Annotated in this window: 16 protein-coding genes; 6 read left to right on the top strand and 10 right to left on the bottom strand. The window is 46.2% G+C overall.

Going from position 1 to position 21,182, the window contains the following annotated elements; translation table 11 throughout:
- Window positions 1–14 precede the first annotated feature (14 nt).
- A complete protein-coding gene (locus CSUNSWCD_RS03800; RefSeq protein ID WP_009494329.1) occupies window positions 15–1,418 on the bottom strand; it encodes a COG3400 family protein in 1,404 nt (467 codons plus the stop codon).
- Window positions 1,419–1,453: 35 nt separating this feature from the next.
- On the opposite strand from CSUNSWCD_RS03800, the gene tgt reads away from it, so the two are divergent.
- Complete coding sequence (tgt, locus tag CSUNSWCD_RS03795) at window positions 1,454–2,578, top strand: tRNA guanosine(34) transglycosylase Tgt (protein ID WP_009494328.1); 1,125 nt, start codon at window positions 1,454–1,456, stop codon at window positions 2,576–2,578.
- On the top strand, window positions 2,575–3,300 hold the full coding sequence (locus CSUNSWCD_RS03790; protein ID WP_009494327.1) for a CorA family divalent cation transporter: 726 nt from the start codon (window positions 2,575–2,577) through the stop codon (window positions 3,298–3,300). Before tgt ends, CSUNSWCD_RS03790 begins: the two co-directional genes overlap by 4 nt.
- A gap of 107 nt (window positions 3,301–3,407) precedes the next feature.
- On the opposite strand, the gene CSUNSWCD_RS03785 is transcribed toward CSUNSWCD_RS03790, so the two are convergent.
- From CSUNSWCD_RS03785 to CSUNSWCD_RS03775, 3 genes are read right to left on the bottom strand one after another with little or no spacing between them, the layout of a single operon-like run.
- Window positions 3,408–4,757, bottom strand: a complete 1,350-nt coding sequence (locus CSUNSWCD_RS03785) for a TolC family protein (protein ID WP_009494326.1) — start codon at window positions 4,755–4,757, stop codon at window positions 3,408–3,410.
- Between the two features lie 2 nt (window positions 4,758–4,759).
- Window positions 4,760–6,685, bottom strand: a complete 1,926-nt coding sequence (locus CSUNSWCD_RS03780; RefSeq protein WP_034964340.1) for a MacB family efflux pump subunit — start codon at window positions 6,683–6,685, stop codon at window positions 4,760–4,762.
- Between the two features lie 18 nt (window positions 6,686–6,703).
- Complete coding sequence (locus CSUNSWCD_RS03775) at window positions 6,704–7,915, bottom strand: efflux RND transporter periplasmic adaptor subunit (protein WP_009494324.1); 1,212 nt, start codon at window positions 7,913–7,915, stop codon at window positions 6,704–6,706.
- Window positions 7,916–8,060: 145 nt separating this feature from the next.
- On the opposite strand from CSUNSWCD_RS03775, the gene CSUNSWCD_RS03770 reads away from it, so the two are divergent.
- The 4 genes from CSUNSWCD_RS03770 to CSUNSWCD_RS03755 all read left to right on the top strand — a co-directional run bounded on the left by CSUNSWCD_RS03770 (window position 8,061) and on the right by CSUNSWCD_RS03755 (window position 11,109).
- The gene (locus CSUNSWCD_RS03770) at window positions 8,061–8,972 is read left to right on the top strand and encodes an AEC family transporter (protein WP_009494323.1); all 912 of its coding nucleotides are present in this window, start codon (window positions 8,061–8,063) and stop codon (window positions 8,970–8,972) included.
- A gap of 64 nt (window positions 8,973–9,036) precedes the next feature.
- The gene (locus tag CSUNSWCD_RS03765; RefSeq protein WP_002944746.1) at window positions 9,037–9,282 is read left to right on the top strand and encodes a hypothetical protein; all 246 of its coding nucleotides are present in this window, start codon (window positions 9,037–9,039) and stop codon (window positions 9,280–9,282) included.
- Window positions 9,282–9,944, top strand: a complete 663-nt coding sequence (locus CSUNSWCD_RS03760; protein ID WP_009494322.1) for a response regulator transcription factor — start codon at window positions 9,282–9,284, stop codon at window positions 9,942–9,944. Before CSUNSWCD_RS03765 ends, CSUNSWCD_RS03760 begins: the two co-directional genes overlap by 1 nt.
- The gene (locus tag CSUNSWCD_RS03755) at window positions 9,937–11,109 is read left to right on the top strand and encodes a sensor histidine kinase (RefSeq protein WP_009494321.1); all 1,173 of its coding nucleotides are present in this window, start codon (window positions 9,937–9,939) and stop codon (window positions 11,107–11,109) included. Before CSUNSWCD_RS03760 ends, CSUNSWCD_RS03755 begins: the two co-directional genes overlap by 8 nt.
- Window positions 11,110–11,257: 148 nt before the next feature.
- On the opposite strand, the gene CSUNSWCD_RS03750 is transcribed toward CSUNSWCD_RS03755, so the two are convergent.
- From CSUNSWCD_RS03750 to CSUNSWCD_RS03725, 6 genes are all read right to left on the bottom strand, one after another.
- Complete coding sequence (locus CSUNSWCD_RS03750) at window positions 11,258–11,875, bottom strand: tetratricopeptide repeat protein (RefSeq protein ID WP_009494319.1); 618 nt, start codon at window positions 11,873–11,875, stop codon at window positions 11,258–11,260.
- Window positions 11,876–12,162: 287 nt separating this feature from the next.
- A complete protein-coding gene (locus CSUNSWCD_RS03745; protein ID WP_009494318.1) occupies window positions 12,163–14,301 on the bottom strand; it encodes a TonB-dependent siderophore receptor in 2,139 nt (712 codons plus the stop codon).
- Window positions 14,298–15,371 carry a PepSY-associated TM helix domain-containing protein gene (locus CSUNSWCD_RS03740; protein WP_034964310.1) on the bottom strand — a complete coding sequence of 358 codons (1,074 nt, stop codon included), beginning with the start codon at window positions 15,369–15,371 and terminating at the stop codon, window positions 14,298–14,300. The genes CSUNSWCD_RS03745 and CSUNSWCD_RS03740 overlap by 4 nt, the downstream gene beginning before the upstream one ends.
- A 316-nt stretch (window positions 15,372–15,687) precedes the next feature.
- Window positions 15,688–18,708, bottom strand: a complete 3,021-nt coding sequence (locus tag CSUNSWCD_RS03735; protein ID WP_009494316.1) for an efflux RND transporter permease subunit — start codon at window positions 18,706–18,708, stop codon at window positions 15,688–15,690.
- On the bottom strand, window positions 18,701–19,858 hold the full coding sequence (locus tag CSUNSWCD_RS03730; protein ID WP_009494315.1) for an efflux RND transporter periplasmic adaptor subunit: 1,158 nt from the start codon (window positions 19,856–19,858) through the stop codon (window positions 18,701–18,703). Before CSUNSWCD_RS03730 ends, CSUNSWCD_RS03735 begins: the two co-directional genes overlap by 8 nt.
- Window positions 19,855–21,171: a TolC family protein gene (locus tag CSUNSWCD_RS03725; RefSeq protein WP_009494314.1), complete on the bottom strand. Its 1,317-nt coding sequence runs from the start codon at window positions 21,169–21,171 to the stop codon at window positions 19,855–19,857. The genes CSUNSWCD_RS03730 and CSUNSWCD_RS03725 overlap by 4 nt, the downstream gene beginning before the upstream one ends.
- Window positions 21,172–21,182: the final 11 nt, after the last annotated feature.

Raw genomic sequence — 21,182 nt, 5'->3', positions numbered from 1 at the left:
TTATCCAAAATAGCCTAATTTATCGGTATAAAAATCTGATAGTTGTCGCTAAGGCGCGAGTGCAGACGGTTCATATCATTTGAAAACGCCGCAAACGGATCGGGCCTGCTTATTTTTTTGCTAAAAGGCACGAACTGAAGCAAATTTTGCTCATTTTTTAGCTTTAAAATAGGATTTATATTTCTATCCTCGACTATCTCGACCTTACGTCCAAAAATTTTAGAAAGACTATCAAAATGCTCCTCCGCGCCCTCGCCGCCGCTAGGCGCGCCGAAGTGATATAGCGAGATTTGCGTATCTAGCTGCGCACAGCAGTCCATAATGACGGCTGATTGGTTTTCTATCTCGTCGCCAAAACCGCTACTTAATATCACGCCTTTTTTTATTTCGTCCACGTCGCCTCGGCCGATAGTAGTTACCGGCCTTTTAAGCTCAAAAAGCATCCTTTTATGAGCCGAGAAAAATTTATTATCGGTTACTATTAACCCGACGTCGTTTTTAAATACGTCGTCTTTTATCTGTTCTACGCCGCGGCCGAAAAAATCAAACGTTACCGCAACCCTCTCGTCTCCGACCGATTTTAGCCTCTCGTAGGCTAAATTTAACGTCGGATTTACGACCTTGACGTAGAGGCGTTTGCTATTTAGCTTTTCGTGCAGTTTTAAGCTCTGTTCTAGCAGTCGCAAACAAGCCTCTTCGCCCATAGCGCGCATATCTAAAAACAGATAAGTGTTATGTCCAAAAGGGCTTGGAAACTGCCCCGTTTCTTTTTTTACGCTTCTAAACACGCTTAAAAGCACGCTTGGTTCGCCCACTATTAGCAAAACGTCGCCTGGCAGGATCATTAAATTTGGCTTTGCAATCATAAAATTTGAACCGCGATAAATCATCGCTATGCGCCATTTTTTCTGCGTTATCGAGCTGATGTGGCGGTACATAAAGGAGCTGCCCACGGGTACTTTTACTTCCATTATCTCGCCCTTGCCAAGGCCTACGTTATCGGCTACGACGGGGATGTCGGGTAAAAAGTCCATGAGTCTAGCCGTTAGTACCGCTCGCGCGTCCAAGACGGTTAGATGCGAGTCGTCCTCTAGTCCGCCTAGCCCCCAAAGATCGAGCATCAAAATTTCTGTTTTTTTGCTGATTTGACGCAGGTTATTATAGACGCTGACCGTATCAAAGCCGTCTTTTAGCATTATCATAAACTGGCTGAAATAACCGCTGGCTACTTGCCTCAGTCTATCAAGACTCGTGGGATCAAAGCGGTAAAAGGTAAAATTTTCTAAATTTACGTCCGAGTAATCCTCGTCTCCGCAAGCGATAACTACGTAGTGATGCGTGCTACTTCTGCTTACAAATAGTCTTTCTAAGAAATGTTTCGCTACAATGCCGTCCGCAACTATCAAGATATTTTTCATTAAAACTCCAAATTTAAAGGGACTATTATATCAAAATGACTTTTAGTATAGATAAAACGGACGGTGCGGCGCGCGCGGGCACGCTAACGACCGCCCACTCGACGATAAAAACGCCCGTGTTTATGCCAGTTGGCACCGTAGGTGCGGTAAAAAGCCTAGATGCCGTGGATATGATGCAGATTTTAGACGCCCAAATAATCCTAGGCAACACCTACCACCTCTACTTGCGCCCCGGCAGCAAGGTCGTAAAAGAGCTTGGCGGCCTGCACGGCTTTACTAAATTTAACCGCTCGTTTTTAACCGATAGCGGCGGTTTTCAGGCCTTTTCGCTAAGTAAAATCTCAAAGCCCGATGAAAACGGTATCAAATTTAAAAGCCATATCGACGGCAGCACGCACTATTTCACGCCGCGCTCGGTGCTAGATACCCAGTACGACCTAAACTCCGACATCATGATGATCCTAGACGATCTAGTCGCGCTTCCGGCTGAAAAAAAGCGCGTGGAGCTAAGTATCAAACGCACGATAAAATGGGCGCGCGAGGCGATAGACTATCATAAATTTAAGCAAAACAAAGGCGAAGGGCTCACGCAAAATATATTCGGCATAATCCAAGGCGGCACGGACGAGGCGGCGCGTAAATTTTGCGCTGAGGCGCTGTGCGAGATGCCCTTTGACGGGCTTGCTATCGGAGGTCTTAGCGTAGGCGAGAGCAATCAAGAGATGTACGACACCGTGCAGGCCGTGATGCCATACATCGACGCGGCGCGTCCGCGCTATCTCATGGGCGTAGGCACCCCAGAAGACCTCGTAGAAAACGTGGCTCGCGGCGTGGATATGTTTGACTGCGTGATGCCGACGCGAAACGCTCGCAACGGCACGCTATTTACGAGTTTTGGTAAGATAAATATCAAGTCCGCGAGATTTGCAACCGACCGCGCTCCGATAGATCCCGAGTGCGAGTGCTACGCATGCCAAAACTACTCGCGCGCATATCTTAGTCACCTTTACCGCGCAGGCGAGCTGACGTTTTTCCGACTAGCGAGCTTGCATAACTTGCACTATTATTTAAATTTGATGAAGCAAATGAGAGAGGCGATAAAGGACGGGAAATTCGCCGAATTTAGAAGAGAATTTTACGCAAAAAGGCAAGCCAAATGAGCGAAAATTCGCAAAATTTAAAGCCCGGCGCCAGAGCGGTTACGGGATATTTTTACGCCGAGAGTTACGAATACTTAAATTTCGCCACTTCCGCGCAGCTGGCGCATTACAAATTTTTCTTTAAAGACGGCGAAATTTTTACCGACGAAGCGCTAAGCGAGCGCACGAGTATAGACGAGCTAACGGCTGCGATCAAAAAAATTTTAAACTCTCATAAGGAGAAAATTTCACGCTATTTAGGGCATTTGGAGAGTTTCGAGACGATTTACAAAAAGCCAAAAGAATATCCTGAATTTATGAAGCGACACGCCGAGCTAAAATACGAAATTAGCAAATTCTATAATAAAATTTCGCGCCTGCAAGACGCGCTGATAACCTGCGCCAACGAGCAAACCGCGCTTAAAAAACCGCTAAAACGCTTCATCGCCGAAACCGGCGCCGCAAAAAGCGTAGTTGCCGAGTGCGGGGCGGAGCTGGACGATATCTACGCGCATATCCAAAGCGTAAAAAACGACAAAATCAACCGAAACATCTATATACTGACGCTGCTTTCGGCGCTATTTTTGCCGCTAAATTTGATCACGGGATTTTTCGGAATGAACACGAACGGGATGTTTTTAAACGGCTTTCAAAACGGCACGGCAGTAGTCGCCGGATCTATGCTTGCTCTTTTTGCGACGCTAGCGGGACTGTTTTATTTTCTAGGCAAACGACGCGAGTAAATTTGTCAGGTCATTTGCAGCTAGCTAATTTTAGCTCACCGTCAAATTCGCTGCAAATTTAACTCGCCCCAAATCAAAACTGCAAATCAGGCGCGACATAGTCAAATTTACTCCGCTTTTCCCGCCATAGCTTTATAGATACCGATTTCGTCTTGCAAAATTTTATACTTTTGCGCTAGCGCACCGATCCTGCCTTCAAGTAGCGAATTTTGCGCCTCCAGATAGTTTTTTAGCTCGGTTTTGCCGTAGTCGTATTTGAGTTTATATATGTCGCTGATAGAGCTTAGATTTCGCAAATTTTCGTTTAAATTTCGCAAGACCGCCTCGTCTTTTTGCAGATTTTTATAGCTCGCGTCTATCTCGTTTAGCGCGGTGGTTAGCGTCTGCGCGTAGTTTAGCTTCATTGCTTCAAACTCTAGCTCGGAGATTTTTAGCTTTGATTTAAGCTTGGAGTAATTTAAAAACGGCAAATTTATCGCGATATTTCCGCTTAAAAAATTTAACTTAAGCCCCTCGCTCGCGCTATCTCCACTACCGCTAAGGCCGGCTCCTACCGTGATGCTTGGATAAAAGCTTTTTTCGCTAACCTTGACCCCCAAAAGCGCCTCTTTGATACGCGATATCGCAGCCTGCAAATCAGGGCGCGCGCCGATAACATAAAGCGGCACATTTAAATTTACGCCCTGCGGCGAGATATCGCTCAAATTTCCGCTCAAATTTAACTCAAACTCGGGCCTAACATTTAGCAGATTTCTTAGCGTTTTTTCTGCCGCATCAAGGCTCTTGGCTGCGTTTAAAATTCTATTTTTAGCCGAGATTACAGAGCTTTTTACCTGTTTTAAGCTTAGCTCCTCTTCCTTACCGAGCTCAAATTTAGCCTTTATGATGGCTTCAAGCTCCTCGTAGTTTTTTAGAGTTTTTTCGTATAGATTTATGCTCTCTTTTTGATATTTTGCCTCAAAATACGCATCTGAGACGGAGTTAATGAGTGCGAGACGAGCAGCCTCTAGGTCGTATTTGGTCGCGTTTGCTTCCCACATGGCGGCGTCTGCGGAGTTTGCGAGCTTGCGCCATAGATCTATCTCGTAGCTTAGCGATATGCCGCTTTTATAGCTTTCACTCCAGCTACCGCCCGTTTTTATATTTTTCCCCGTTTCCGCGCCCAAATTTGCGTTAAAGCTAGGCACGAGATCGGCCTGCAAGACGCCTGCTTGCGCGAGGGCTTTATTTACGACGATGGCTGATTTTGCCAGATCTATATTATTTTTTAGCGCGAGGCTGATTAGCTCGTTTAGCGCGGGCTCGTTATAGCCTCGCCACCACTCGCGTTCCAGCCTAAAATTCGCCGTCAAATTTGCATCGTCTTTTAGCAAAATTTGCTCGTAGTTTTCGTTTATCTGCGTTACTGCGCAGCCGCCGAGCAAAAAAGCGGCTAGGATTATGGAGATTTTTTTCATTTTTATTCCCTTGAAAGAGCGTCGATCGGATTTAGCTTTGAGGCGCTGCGAGCCGGCATGTAGCCAAATATCACGCCTATTGCGCTAGAAACGACGAGTGCGACCACGATAGAGGTCTGCGAAAATATCATCTTGATATCGGGTGCGAAATTTTCCGTTAGATAGCCGATACTAAACGCCGACCCGACGCCAATAAGCCCGCCGATCAGGCACAGCAACACGGCCTCGATCAAAAACTGCTCCAGGATATTTCCCTGACGCGCGCCGATCGCCATACGGATGCCGATCTCCTTGGTGCGCTCGGTGACTGAGACCAGCATGATGTTCATCACGCCGATACCGCCAACTAGCAGCGAGATAAACGCGATACAAGAGATCAGTAGCGTCATCGTCTTTGTCGCTTCTTCTATCGTTACTTTTATGCTGTCAGAATTTCTTGTTTTAAAGTCCTTTTTGCCGTGCTTTGCGGTCAAAATTTCAGTTATGCTCTGCTCGGCTATTTGGGCATTTATATTGTCTTTTACCTTTGCGGTGATCGAGGCTATGTGCTTGTCGCCAGTTAGTTTATTGATGATCGCCGTGTAGGTCGTATAGACCTTTAATGTGCTACCATCGTCAAAGCCCTTTTCTTGCTTTTGCAAGACGCCGATTATCTTAAACGGACGGCGGTTGATGAGTAGTGTCTCTCCAACTGGGTCGGCATTTTTAAAGAATTCATTCTTTGTAGCTTGGTCGATGATCGCGACAGAGGCTGAGTCTCTCACGTCATCAGCGGTAAATTCACGCCCAGACTCCATTTTGTAACCCATGACATCGAGGCTATCTTCGCTGCCGCCCCTTACGGTCGCGCTAGCGGATTTGTTTCTATATGTCAGAGTCGCGGAGGTTGAAGCGTTTGGCGTGACGCTATCAAGATAGTCTTGTTTTGATAGTAGCGTCGCGTCGCTGATTGTTAGAGCCTTTATGCGCTCTGATCTATCGCCAAAGCCCTTGCCGTTGTAGATGTCGATCGTATTTGTGCCGATACCTCGTATATCGGAGAGTATCTGCTCCTGCGACCCCTGCCCTAGCGCCACTACACAGATAACGGAGGTAATGCCGATGATAATGCCAAGCATCGTTAGCACCGAGCGCAGTTTGTGGCTAAGGATCGCGTTTATCGACATTTTAAAGCTCTCGATAAACTGATCTTTGTAAAAGCTAAAGATATTTTTTTGCTTTACGGCTGGCTTTTCGGAGGCGAAAATTTCCTCGCTTTTTACCGTATCGCTCAAAATTTTACCGTCTTTTATCTCGATGACGCGGTTTGCGTATGCGGCGATATTTGGGTCGTGCGTGACGATGATGATCGTGTGTCCGTCTTTGTGTAAATTTGTCAAGATATCCATGACCATGAGGCCGCTTTTGCTATCTAGCGCACCCGTTGGCTCATCTGCCAGGATGATCTCGCCGCCGTTTATGAGCGCCCTAGCGATCGAGACTCGCTGCTGCTGTCCGCCGCTAAGTTTGCTGGGTAAGTTTTGCAGCTTTTCGCCAAGACCGAGTCCTTCTAAAAGCTCGCCGGCCTTTTTCTCGCGATCTTTTTTAGAAACGCCCGCATATACGCTAGGCAAAGCCACGTTTTGCAGCGTAGTTAGCGTAGATAGAAGGTTATAGCGCTGAAAGATAAAGCCGAATTTTTCTCTGCGCAGACGCGCCAGCTCGTCGCCTTCAAATTTAGATATGTCGCGCTCTTCTAGCAGATACTGTCCGCCGCTTGGGTTATCTAGGCAGCCAAGGATGTTCATGAGCGTGGATTTACCAGATCCGCTTTGTCCGATGATAGCGATAAACTCGCCCTTTTTTATGGTTAAATTTACGTCTTTTAGCGCGTCAAACACGTTATCGCCGAGTTTAAATTTCTTACTTAAATTTTTAAGTTCTATCAAATTTTTCAAGATACTACCTTAAAAGCCCATTTTTCTTTTCTCTTTTTCAAGCATTTCGCTGATCTCAGCCGCCGAATTTCGCTTCGTCACGACTTCCTCGCCTTCCTCTACTCCGCTTAAAATTTGAGTTTTTAGGCTATCTATTAGTCCCGTCTGTACCTCTCTTCGCTCAGCCGTATCTAGTCCGTCTTTACCTTTTTTTAATACGTAAACTACGCTTTTGCCGTCCTCTTTTTTGATAGCGATCGATGGTACGATGACGGCGTCTTTAACGCTATCTAGGATGACTGTGTTTTGCGTAGTCATGCCGATCCTTAGCGTGCCGTCAGGATTATCTACAACGGCCTTAGCGTAGTAGTAGATCGCCGAGCTGCTGGAGCTAGAGGTGGCCGTGCCCGAGCTTGAGGTAGTTTTGTATTTGCCATTGCTTAGCGTGGTTAGGCCAGGGTCTATCGAGCTAATATGAGCGTGAAATTTACGGTTTGGCTCGGAGAGTATCGAGTATTCGACTTTCGAGCCGACCTTGATTTTAGTTATGTCGCCCTCGGCGATCTCCATTTTTAGCTGGACTTTGCTTAGATCGGCGATATTTACGATAGTTGGCGTAGTTTGGTTTGAGTTTACGGTTTGCCCCTCCTCAACCTGCACGGAGACCACGACGCCGCCTTTTGGAGCGGTGATTTTAGTATAACCAAGGTCGATTTGAGCGGTGTTTAGAGAGATTTTAGCCTGCACGATTTGCGCCTCGATCTCTTTTAGCGAGGCTTCGTTTGCGGCTAGGGTATTTTTGGCGTTTTCAAACTCCTCTTTCGAGGTTGCGTTTTTGGCAAAAAGCTCTTGCTCACGCTTAAATTTGGTCTTTGAAATCTCAAGCGCGACTTTGGCCGAATTTAACTTCGCTTCATAAATTCCAAGCTGCGCTTTTTTTGTATCTACGTTATTTTGCTGGGTCGCCGAGTCGATTTCAGCGATCATATCGCCAGCCTTTACGACATCTCCTAGTTTGACGTATAGTTTTTTGATCTGACCGCCGACTTGCGCGCCAACGTCGATTAACTCGGTAGCGTAGATCTCGCCGTTACTTTCGATGCTTTTTACCAGCTCGCCACGAACGGCTTTTGAGGTGATAAACTGATCGACTTGCGGGATGTTAAAATTTTTATCGTAAAAATAGTAACCAACCCCTGCTAGCACGGCGAAAACCGCGATAAATTTGATAAGTTTTTTCATTATTTCTCGCTTTTTTAAATTTAACTCGAGATTATATACAAAAACCCGTTAAGGCGATGTTAAGTAATTCAATTAAATTTTATTTTTCTTTAATGCAAGCCGCCGTATAATCGGTTTTTTAAAATTTATAACTCGGATTACGCAAATGTTTACGCAATTATTATCCATTTTTATCATTATCGCTTCCGGCTACGGGGCGAAAAAATTTAAGGTCTTTGAGCAAAAAAACGCCTCCGTTTTCATAAACTACGCGCTTTGCTTCGCGCTTCCGGCGCTGATTTTCGATAAAATTTACCACGTAAACATCGACACCACGCTTATAAACGTCATCGCCACGGGTTTTGCCTGTTCGATGCTGGGCGCTGCGGCGATATTTTTAGCGTGCAAATTTTTAAAATTTAACAAAGCCACGACCGTGAGCGCCGTACTGCTAGGAATGTTTGGAAACACCGTATTTATGGGCATGCCTATCATTAAGGGCTTTTTCGGAGAGGATGCGATGAACGAAGTTATCTTTTACGATCAGCTAGCTACCTCGATCCCGATTAGCATTTTTGGGCCTTTTGTATTAGCTTTCGGTGCTCCGGCAAAGGTTTCGATCGTGCAAAACGTGATGAAAGTGGTCAAATTTCCGCCGTTTGTCGCACTTATTTTAGGCTTTTTACTCCGCGGCGTTCCGCTTCCAAGCGTGCTATTTGACGCGCTTACTCTTTTTGCTCAGAGCGTCGTTCCAGTCGCGCTTTTTGCGATCGGCATCGGGCTTGGTTTTCGCAGTATCAAAAGCTGCTATAAATCAACCGCCGTCGTTATCATCGGCAAGATGCTGCTAGCGCCTTTTATTTTTATATTAGCCACGATAGTTTTTGGCGTAAATTTCGGTCAAATTTGGATGATAGGCATCCTGCAGTGCGCCATGCCGCCGATGGTGCTAGCAAGCGCGATGATCATGAAAGCAGAGCTAGATAGCCAGCTAGCTGTCGCCGCAGTGGCCGTCGGAGTCGCGTTTAGCTTCGTTAGTTTGCCGCTTTTATCGTTTGTTTTTAGCCTGATGGCTTAAATTTCACGCTCGTTTCACATTTCTTAGCTAAACTTCCATCATAAATTTTCCCAAAGGAGATGCTATGAAAAAGTTAGCTTTAGTTGCGCTTAGCGCGTTGTTCGTTACAGGTTCTATCTTTGCCGCCGAGATGAAAGGCGATATGATGGAGAAAAAAGATACCATGATGGAAAAGAAGGACGCCATGATGGAGAAAAAAGACGATATGATGATAAAAAAGGACGAAATGAAGGGCGACATGAAAGAGATGAAAGACGATATGGGTAAAAAGAAAGACGATATGAAAGATATGAAAAAGGATAAGATGTAATGACGCAAATTTTGCTCGTAGAGGACGATGAGACGCTAAGCGAACTCATCAGCGAGTATTTGAGCGAACAAGGTTACGACGTGACCGTTCGCGCCGATGCTAAAGCAGCTCTAGATACCGCCTACGAGCGAAATTTTGATATCCTCATCCTTGACGTCAAGCTACCTAAAGGCGACGGTTTCTCCCTTTTGCGCGAACTTAGGCGGCTTGGCGACGACACGCCTGCGATCTTTACCACCTCGCTAAATGCACTGCAAGACCTAGAGATCGGCTACAAAAGCGGCTGCGACGACTACCTTAAAAAGCCGTACGAGCTAAAAGAGCTTTTGCTTCGTATTCAAATTTTAATCAAGCGCAAATTTTCTCACGTAAATGACGAATTTATCGAGCTTAATGGCGGATATAAATTTTATCCAAGCTCCAAAACGCTCCGGCAAAACGGGCAAATCGTAAGCCTCTCAAACAAAGAAAGCGAACTTTTGGCGCTATTTTTGGAGAACAAAAACACGCTGCTTAGCAAAGAGGCGATATTTGAGAAAATTTGGAACTACGGCGAGGAGCCTAGCGAGCTAAGCCTGCGAGTTTACGTTAAAAACTTACGCCGAATTTTAGGCAAGGACGCGATCGTAAACAGGCGAGGCGACGGCTATATCTATGGCTGAGCGCTCCGCCGTTATAGCCAAAATTCTCTCGCTTTATCTCATCACTAGCACCCTATTTTTAGGATATTTTTTCACGAACGACTATAAGATGAAAAAAGAATCCCTCGTCTCAAACGAGGTCAAAAACCTAAAAGAGATCAAGATGGGTATCTATATGAAAGCGCGTATGGATGGGCTTGGCGCGGTAGAAAGCTTTACCGCAGAAAAAGACGTCAAAGCCTGCATCGTAGCCAAAAGCGGTCAAATTTTATACGGCGAGGCGGGCTGCGCTAAATTTGACGACGCACAGAGTAGCTCGGTCGCAGCAGACGGCAAGGTGACGATATTTGAAGCCTTGCAAAACATGGACGAAGGCGGCGCGGACGAGCTAGCGACGGCAAAAATCGCACTAAGCGGCAAGGACGTCACGAGCGAGCTAAATTTACTACGGCTGCGAACGGCATTAAATTCGCTCATCGTTTTAGGCGTCATCATGATAATCGCCTTTTATCTAGCAAAGACCGCACTAGCGCCGCTTCACGCCAAGATCGCCGCGCTAAATCGTTTTATCAAAGACTCAACCCACGAGCTAAACGCGCCCCTTAGCGTGATACTCATGAGCATCGAAACGGCGGATAAAAGCAGCCTAAGCGAGCGCAATCTAAAACGCATAAACAACATCCAAACCGCCGCCAAAACGCTAAGCCGCACCTATGAGGATCTCACGTATTTATCGTTTGGCGCCGAGCGCTGCGCGCCTAAAGAAGAGCTAAATTTGAAAGATATTTTAAACGAGCGGCTCGAGTTTTTCGCTCCATTTTTTGCCAAGCGAGGGCTTGGTCTAAGGTTAAATTTAAATGACGCTCTCATAAATGCAAACGGCTACGAGCTAAAACGAGCGGTGGATAATCTACTAAGCAACGCCGTAAAATACGCAAACCAAGACGGCTACGTCGCCGTTAGCCTTAAAAACGGCGAGTTAAAAATATCAAACAGCGGCGAGGGGCTAAGTAAAGAGCAGCAAGATAAAATTTTCGAGCGATACACGCGGTTTAACGAAGACCAAGGCGGCTTTGGCATAGGGCTAAATTTGGTAAAAAGAGCCTGTGAAAACAACGCCATATCCGTAACCTGCGAAAGTGAGCCTGGTAAAGAAACAACCTTCACGCTTAGGTGGAAGTCTTAAATTTAGATTTTGCGTCATAAAAGCGACGGTGCTTTTCTCCAAACTGGCAAATTTGGCTCAAATCACAAACACTCTCAGTCAAATTTTGATTAGGATACTTGTAGAATCGTCAAATTTGGCGGTAAAATCAAGAAAGTATAAATAAATTTTACTCACCGCCGACAAGAGAAAGGTTCCTGCATCCTATCTCATCGCCCATCTCGCAGCCCATTTTGTAAAATTTTTTTGCCATTTTAGAATCGGCGGTTTTTACGCCTAGCGAGAACTGATACATACCGCCCAGATTTGAGCAGCTTTGCGCGTGATTTAGCTCTAAGCACGACTTTTCGTATAGCTTACGCGCTGCGGCAAAATCGTGCTCCGTACCGCGTCCGAGGCGGTAAAAGTTAGCCGCGTTATAGCAACCGTACTTGTTACCGAGCTTGCAGGATTTCGCAAATATCGTCAAAATCTCGCTCTCCTCCTTGCTTTTTAGCTTTTGATGTAGCGAACCTAGATTTGAGCAGGCGATACCCTCGTTGTCGTCGCAGGCCTTTTGGTAGTAGAGCTTCGCGCGCTCGTAGTCTTTACTGTTTTCAAATTTTACGCCCGTATCATTGCACTCTTTTGGAGTTTTGGCGTCGCAGATGTGCTTAACTTCAGCTTGCGTAACCGGCTTTTGGGGTGCGGGAGTCGCCTTTTTTTGAGCGGCGCAACCGCTAGCAAACGCCGCAACCAGCGCAAAAACGACAACATGCGAGATAGCTTGAACAAGAGCGCGTTTCAAAATTTAGCCTTAAGAGAAATTTGCCTTAATCTTACCTTACGTTCGCCAAAATAATGCTTAAAATAAACTTTAAAAACTTAATTACAATCAAACTGTACCGAGTTTGTAACAAATTTATTGCTCATTAAAAGAGTATTTCTAGCACGTTAAGATAAATTTACGCTTAATTTTATATCTAAATTCGGCGCCTATCGTAGTTCATAAATTTACAAATTTAATACCGACAAAAAGCGCCAAATTTATATCATGCTCGCAAACCAAGCCGCGCGGCAAAATCCAAAAATCACTTAGAAACTATACGTAAAGCCTAGATTAAACGTTCGCGGATCGCCGTAAACCATCTTGTTGTTTCCGATGCCCTCGAAGTATTTTTTGTTAAATACGTTATCGATGTTTAGCTGGATGTCGAAATTTTTACTTATCTTGTAGCCAAACATCAAATTTGCCAGCGTATAGGCCTTTTGCGTGATTTCATTTGCGCCGCTACCGACGTAAATTTTACTTTTATACTGCACTCCCGCACCCGCTCTAAAGTCCGCTATAGAGTATTTAGCAAAGAGATTTGCCGTAGTGCGCGAGCTTTCGGTGTCAAATTTCTTACCGTCTGCGTCCTTTGCGTTAAAGTGCGTGAGACCAAGACCTAGGCTTAAGTTTTGATTTATCTCGCCATTTACGTCTACCTCAAAGCCCTTGCTCGTCACGCCTTTTTTAGCTTCGTACGCATCGGTCGTAGTGCCTGGGATCTTTTGCCCCGTTCTTGCGCCTAGTTTATCTTGAACAACCTTAAATACGCCAAACGAAGCCGAAAGCGCGCCGTCAAAATAATCCCCCTTTATGCCGAGCTCATAGTCTTTGCCTTGGACCGGGTCTAAGTATTTGTCGTTGATATCCTTTACGGTTTGGGGTTTAAAGATGCTTGTATAGCTAGCATAAAGCGTGTGGTTTTCGCCGATATCGTAAGTGATACCTAGATACGGCGTGATTTCTTGAGTGAAATTTCTATTTCCGTTGCCACCCGTGATGCGGTACTTATAGTAGCTCATTCTGGCTCCTAGCAAAAACTTAAGCTCGTCCGTGATAGAAAATTTATTAGCGAAATAGACCGCCTTTTGCACCGTTTTATCGGCGTTGTTTTGATCGGCGTAAGGTAGCTTCGGGTCGTCTAGGTGTAGGTTGTTAAAATCTATCCTGGTGCGCGCCGCATAGGCTAGGCCTGCCGGAGTCGTGCGGCTATTCCAGTAGCTGCTGACGTTGTCGGAGCTTTTTTTATAGTTGTTGTACATAGCGCCAAAAACCGCCTCGTGAGGCAAGCTAAACGCTTCGTACGGCAGATTTACGTAAGCGTCTATGTTATGGATATTTTCTTCGCGTTTGTTTGCATAGACGCTAAGTCCGCTAACATCGCCCGTACCGTCTAAATTTACCTTGCCGCCGTAGTAGAGTAGATTTGAGTCCGTATTTGCGCGGCGGAAGGAGTAGGAGAGATTTAGGCTGGCTTCGTTTTCAAAGTAGTGCCTAAAATCGGCATAAACGTCAAAAGTCTTGATATCCCACCTAGTCCAAGGCTGAGAGAAAATTTCATTTTTACTAAACTCGCGCCTAGCGTCGTTTTTGTAAAATGCCGGCATTCCTCCCCAGCGTATGCCGTGACGCTTTAGCTCCTGATAAAAAGCGCCTAGGCTTAGCCACGAGCTATCCATGATATCCGCATCAACAACGCCGTAGATAGCGGTGTTTTTACGGTTATAGTAGTCCATATACGAATGCGACTTTTCATGCATAAACGACGCTCTAGCCCGCACGCTGCCGTCAGCAGTCACTGGAGTCTGCACGTCGCCCGATACGCCGTATCTATCGTACGAGCCCGCGCTTAGTTTGAAATTTCCCGTCAATTCTTTAGAATTTGCTCTTTTTCGGATAAAATTTAAACTAGCCGCCGGATTGCCGGCACCCGCTAGCAGGCCGTTTGCGCCCTTTACGACTTCGACGCGTTCATATGGTAGCAAGCTCATATCGTTTGCGCCTAGGCTAAATCCGCCAAAGCTAGGCATCGAATCAAGCAAATAATAATCTATCTTAAAGCCCCTAGCCGTAGGATATACGCGCTCATCCCACTTGCTAAGCGTGACGCCGGGGATATTTCGTAAAAGCACCTGATAGTCGTTGATATTTTGATCCTTTAGTCTGGCCTCGGTGATGACGGTTAGCGATTGAGGCGTTTGGCGCGAGGTGAGGTCTAGCCTCGTGGTGCTTTTTACAAGCTCTTTTGCGTTGTATTTGATGTCGTCGCGCCTTTGTTCGCTAGTGACTTCGACGGCCTGTAGCGTCTCTTTGCCGGCTGAACTCTCGCCGTTTTGAGCGGCTAAAATTTGAACGGACGCGAGCAAATTTATCGCCGCAACCGAAAGTAAAATTTTATTTTTCATCTTTTTCCCCTTTTAAAATTTGATCTTTTTATCCATAAATAAATCCCCGAAACGCTAAGCGCAAGCGGCGCTAAACCGCACAAAAACCAGATAAACTTGGTCGCGGCGTTATAGTCGCCGTAGTGAGCTCGCCTAAACGTCGATAAAAATTTATCCGTTTTGCTTGCTAGCTCTATATCTTTTACATCGATTAAATTTGCGCTATTTTTATCATAAGTAACGGTGCTTGAGTACTGGCTATGCAGGAAACCTTGACTCGGTTTTTGCCCGTAAAGCGTGATATTTGCGCCATCAAAAAACGGAAAGCTAACGTAGTGCGTCCTAAATCCGGGCATATCCGAGGCCGCTCTTTGTACCAGGGCGTCGATAGAGATATTTTTGTCATAAATTTCCGGCCCGATTACGAATTTTGAATTATCAAAAGGTGGCATAAACATAAACCTAAGCTCCCACCAAGCCCCGCTAAGCGCGACCGCAAAGATAACGGGCGTAGAAAAAACGCCGATAAATTTGTGCGAATCGCTCATAAAAGTAGTCATGCGCGCAAACCGAAGACGCAGCAAATTTGCCCAAAAGTTTCGGTAAACGATAAAGCCGCTGATCGAAATAATAAAAGCAAAAATCGCCGTTAGCCCAAGCAAAATTTGACCGCTTTTTTCAAGAAGCAAATTTTCGTGAAGCTCGGTTATAACGCCGATAAATCCGCTATCGTGCGGCACGAGGTCGCTTTTTATCTCTCCGCTAAAAGCATCCAGATACACGCACGCCCACTCTTTTTCGCCCGCTCCGTGCTTTAACAGCCAAATTTTGTCCGTTTTTTGGGGATCTGCGTCGATATTCCACCCTACGATCTCGTGATGCGGATACTCTTTTTCTATTTTTTCTCTTAGCTCGTCAAATTTTAATCTACTTTTCTGCTCGTTTTCGTCGCTATTTTTTACGACGTAGATGACGCCTGGCATTAAGATATTATTTATCTCGTCTTTATAAACCAAAACAGAGCCCGTAAAGCAAACGATAACTAGCGGAATGCAAAATATCAGCGAAATATAGGTATGAATTTTATACATTGCCTTTTTGTCAAGTATATTCACGTTTAAAATTTGCCCTTTTAAAATTTACTCTAAATCGGCGCGGATTTTAACATTTTAAAAGTTAATAATTTCTAAAACCATTATCAAATAAATAAGGAATCTATATTTTGCGCTAGATATTTAAAAACAGGGTTTAGCAGAGGCAGACGAATGCAAAACGACAAATTTGTTACGTTAAATTACGGAAATCAATTTAATGTGGTCTCAAAGCAAAATTAGCGCCCAACGGTCGAGCAACTGCCGAGCGCAAATTTTACGCAGGTCTCGCCCAAGGCAAGCTCAAATTTGGGCCCTAAATTTCCTCCCTTTTATAAATTTTACTCACAAATTTATCTATCTTATATACCGCACCAAAGAGTGCAGGCACAACAAGTAGCGTTAGCAGTGTCGAGCTAATAAGCCCCGAGATCACCGAGATCGCCATCGGGGAGTTGCCCTCGTACCCAGCACCCCTACTAAGCGCTAGCGGCAGCATCGCAAATATCATCGCAAAAGTAGTCATCAGTATCGCTCGTAGCCTCTTAACGCCCGCGCGCACAATGGCTTCGTTTAGCTCCACGCCCTCGTTTGCGTAGCGATTGGCGAAATCCACGACCAAAATCGCATTTTTACCCACCATACCAAAAAGCAAGATCGCGCCGACCATGACGAACAAGCTAAACGAGTTGCCGCTAAGATACAGCCCGACCGCTACGCCGCCAAAGGCAAGCGGCATCGAGATCATGATGATGAGCGGCAAAATAAAACTCTCGTAAAGCGCGGCTAGGATCATATAGATGAGCACGACGCTAAGGCTGATCGTAAAGACAAAGGCCGCGTTCGTGTCGTTCATCATCTCGATAAAGCCCGTCATCACGTAGTCATAGCCCTCAGGCAAAATTTGACCGATATTTTCGTCGATACCCTTTTGCACGGCACCTAGCGGGACGTTATCTACGTTTGCGACGATCCTGATCTGACGTTGTTTGTTAAAGCGGTTTATCACAGAAAAGGTCTTGCTCGTCTTAAACTCCGCCACCGCGCTTAGGCTTATACTCTCGCCGTGGGCGTTTTTGATCTTTAGTTTTTGTAGCGCCTGCACGTCCTTGCGGTACTCGTCGTCAAACCTCAGTATCATATCGTACTGCGCGTCGCCGTTATCAAAGCTACCTAGCCTATTTTGCCCAAAGGACGCATATATCACCTGCGCGACCGCGCTAGGATCGACGCTTAGGCGCTTGGCCTTGTCTTTGTTTACGCTGATTTGCAGCTCGTTTATCTTGTCTTCGTTATCGCTGCCCACATCCGTCGTACCCTCTATCGCGCGCACCATGGCGATGGCTTTTGGCAGGATTTCGTCTAGCTTTTCTAGGCTATCTCCCGTGATCGTTAGTTGCACCGGCTCGCTGTCGCTGCCCGTATCGACGTATGGTATCTGCAGAACCTTGACCGAGAGATCGTCAAATTTAAGCTTTTTTCTATACTCGTCCATTATCTGCGTTTGGCGCTCTTTTCGCGACTCAAAGCCCTTTAAGCGGACGTAAATTTTAGCCTTGTACGCGTCCTTTGAGTCCGTGTAGCCAGCGATCATATAGGAGTACTCGACGCGCGGATCGCTATCTACCTCGCGCACGACCTCGCTAGCTCTCGCGCTCATAGCTTCGACCGAGATACCCGGGCTTGCTTTTAAAAATATCTCAAACTGGCCCTCGTCCTCGACGGGTAAAAAGTCCATGCCGACCTTGCCGGCTAGGCTCATACAAAGAGCCAGCACGCCCAAAGTGAGTATAACAAACGCAGTTTTAAACCTCAAAATAAGCTTCAAAAGCCGCTCATAACCGCTCTCAAGCGCCTCAAAAAATGGCTCCGTCACGCGGTAAAATTTACTCTCGCCCTCACTCAAAAACCTCGCCGCGAGGCTAGGTATCAGCATAATGCAAACCAAAAACGACACCACGATACCGCCGCTCACGCTCATGCCAAAGGAGTTAAAATACTGCCCAATGATGCCCTCCATAAAGGCAATCGGCACAAACACGCAAAGCAGCACCGCGCTAATACTAAGCACGCTAAAGGCGATCTCGCGCACGCCCTCAAAGCTAGCTTTTAGCGGATTGCTATCGCCCTCTTGCATCTTTTTGGAGATATTTTCCACGACCACGATCGCATCGTCGATAAATATACCGATACCAAGCGTGAGAGCCAGCAGCGTGAGGCGGTTTAGATCAAAGCCCAAAACGTCGATGATAAAAAACGTCCCCACGATACTAGCTGGGATCGCGAGCGCGGCTATGATGGTCGCGCTAAAGCTTCGCAAAAAGAAAAAGACGATGACGACCGTGAGCGCGACGCCCAGCATCATGTCAAATTTGACCTGATTTATGTGCTTTAGGATGCTTTCGCTCTTTTCATAAACCCGCTCTACTTCGTAGTTCTCGCCTAGTCTTGCCGCTAGATCGTCCGTTTTAGCCTTGAGCGCGTCTATCGTCTCGATAGTGTTTGCGCCGCTTACTTTTATAGCGTCGAGTAGCACTCCGCGCTTGCCGTTATACATCGCTACGGCGTCGGTGTCGTGATGAGATAGCTCTATGCGCGCGACGTCTTTTAAAAACACATCTTTTTGCAGGCGTATCTCCTCTAGCTCCTGCACGCTTTTAGCGTCAAATTCGCTCTTTAAAAATATCTCAAACTTGCTGTTTTCCAGCTTTCCTAAAGGCGCTTTTAAATTTTGTGATTTGATTATATTTATGACCGAGGCCGCGGTTAGGGCGTATTTATCGAGCTTAAACGGATCTAGGTAAATTTTAATCTCAGGCTCCAAAAAGCCCTTGTCATCGACCTTGCCCACGCCTTTTACGCGCTGTAAAAACGGCTTTGCTTCGTCTTTTACCGTTTGCATGAGCGCGGTTAAATTTTCGTCCTTTCGGCTAACAAAAAAGCTCGCCACCTTGCCGCTGTCGCTGTTGATTTTTTCTATCTCGGGCTGGACGTCCAGCTTTGCCTTTGCGACCTTGTCGCGCACGTCGTTTGCGGCAACGTCGATGTTTTTCTTGAGATTAAACTCGACCGTGACGATGCTGAGGTTGTTAAATGTATAAGACCTAATCTTTTTGATACCGTCTATCGTCGAGACCTCGTCCTCGATCTTTTTAGTGACCCTGCTCTCGATGAGGCTCATGTCGCCCGGTGCGTAGGTCGTGATCTTAATCAGCGGGATGACGACCTCGGGAAAGAGATTTACCGGCATCCTAAGAAGCGACATCGCGCCGAAAAATACGAGCGCGATGAAAAACATCAGCGTCGTAATCGGGCGATTTATGGCTAGTTTATACATTTCGCGCCTTCGCTAAAACGGGCTTTTGCGTCAAATTTACCCGTCCGCCCTGCTTTGCAAAAAGCGTTTGGAATTTAGCGGTGAGCAAAATTTTCGCCAAGTTAAATTCGGCGTTTAAATTTATGTCGCCTTTTTTGTGCGCTAAATTTAATCCGTCGTCCGCCTCTTTCATCAAATTTGCTTTTTTCGCGACGGCGTCAAATTTAACTACATTCGCTAAATTTGAGCTCAAATTTACCTTGCATTTTGTTTGCAGCGTCAAATTTGAAAACCAAGCTACGCCAAGGCTAGTTTTTTCTGCGTCAAATTTCGCGCTCGCAAGCCCGCCGTTTTTAAAGCCGTCAAATTTAAGCCCAAATGTTTTATTTGCGTCCTCTTTTTTAGGCTCGGCTTCCGTTTCAACCTGCGAGTCTGGGACGATATATCCCTCGCCAAAAAGCCCAGGCGTCAAATTTCGCGCCTGCACTTCGGCGTAAATTTTGCCGTTTTTCGTGTCGATAGTCGGGTAGATGAGGCTGATTTTACCGCGTCTTTCCTCATTTTCGCCGTCTATTTTATAGACGAATTCGCTACCTATTTTTACGCGGTCTTTAAATTTCTCATCAAAGCTAAGCTTGAGCTTAACCTCTGGATAGGAAAATATAGACATCAGCTTTTGCGCTACGCCGCCCACGCCCTCGCCGACCTCGATGCTCTTGCTCGAGATCGTCCCGTCAAAAGGCGCGAGTAGCCGCGTGTCTTCGAGCCGTTTTTGCGCCAAATTTAGCGCCAGATGCGCCCTGTTTTCGGCTAGCGCCGCGTTTTTAAAATCAAATTCCGCATTTTCAAAAGTCTGCTTGGAGCTCACGCTTTGAACAAGCTTAAATTTATCCAGCACGCTTTTTGCGTGGGCTTTTGCCGTCTGCGCGCTCTCTAGGTCGTTTTGAGCGAGCTTGACGGCTAGCTTTTCGCTCTCGTTTTCAAGCTCTAGCAGCACGTCGCCACGCTTTACCGCGGAGCCTATTTCTACGTTTACGGTCTTTATGATACCCACGGCCTTTAGCGCGAGCTGCGCGTCTTTTGCGGCCGTGACGTCAAAGCTCGCGTAAATTTTATCCTGCGCGCAAAGCGCAACCGCCGCACTCAGTAAAAAAAGTAAAATTTTATTCATTTGCGCTCCGTTTTTTCGATATTTTCGGCGATCTTGCCGCCGCGTTCATACAGATACTCCGCCTTTTTGATCTCAAATTTACTCTTGCTTAGCTCCAGCGCGCTGCCTGCACTAAAGCTCTGCGCGGTCGCGTTTAAAAACTCGACGTATCCAAGCAGTCCAGCCTCGTACTTTTTACTGACGGCTTTTAGCGAGGTTTGCGCCGAATTTACCGCGCTTTCGCCTGCGGCGATCTTTTGCTCGAGCGTCTTTAGATCGTTTTTGATATTCGTCAAATTTAGCTCATTTTGCAATCGCTTTTGATCCAAATTTAGCTTCGCTTGCAGCGCGTTTATGCGCTTTATCTCACGCCGCTTTTTGTTCGCGCCAAAATCAAACGCCTTCCAGCTAAAGCCCAAAATCAGCTCGTTGGTGTTTAAATTCGGCTTAAAAAAGTCGTCAAAATAGGGCTCCAGCACGCTTCTATAATGTGCCGGCAGCAAATTTCTATCGTAGTGAGTGCGCATAAAGGTGTAGGTGTTTTTGATGAAAATTTGCGGGTTCGTCTCGGACGCGGTTATTTTTTCATCCTCCAAAGCCGCGGCGAAATTTAGCCTAAGCGCCTCAAGCTCTGGCTTTGCGCTTTTTTGCGGTGCGAAGTCGTCGTCTGCAAACGCGATCCTAGAGCCAGCCACAGGCTCTATATCTCTGCCCGTTAGCGCGTAAATTTGATTTTTTATCTCGTTTTGATTTTGCGTGATTTCGAGGCGTTCGGCTAGCGCCATGGCGTATCTAGCGTTTACCGCTTCATACTCGCTCTCGTCGCTAAGTCCCGCGCGGTAGTATTTTTCCAACCTATTTAGCGCGTTTTTTAGATAGTTTATCTCGCCTTCTTTTGCGGTCGCGAGCTCACCCAGCGACAAAAAGCTAAAATAAAGCTTGGTCGCGTTAAACGCGAGCAGGTTTTGATAATCCTCGTTTTTTAAAATCTCAGCCGCGCCAAGATGCGAAAGCGAGCTTAGAAGGGCTTCGCGCTTGCCGCCGTCATAAACTGCAAGCTCCAAAATCGCCCTTGCCGTGGCGGCTCTTTGCGGGCGCAGGACGTTTATGTCGCCGCTTAAAAAGCTGTATCCGCCCTCAACCGTAAGGCTTGGCATATATGCGCTTTTTACGGCATCTTTTTGCAGCTGCGCTTTTTGCGGTTCGTAGTTTGAGATTTGAGCCAAATTTGAGCTCTGTGCGGCCAAAATCAGCTCGTGTAAATTTCCGTCAAATTTAACCTCCGATCCGCCTAAAAAAACGCAAAAACTCAAAAATATATAAACTTTTTTCATCTAAAGCCTTC

It is taken from the genome of Campylobacter showae CSUNSWCD, from assembly GCF_000313615.1.
Taxonomy (GTDB): Bacteria; Campylobacterota; Campylobacteria; order Campylobacterales; family Campylobacteraceae; genus Campylobacter_A; species Campylobacter_A showae_A.
The sequence above is the reverse complement of the archived record's forward strand: the minus strand, read 5'-3'. Positions and strand labels throughout refer to the sequence as shown.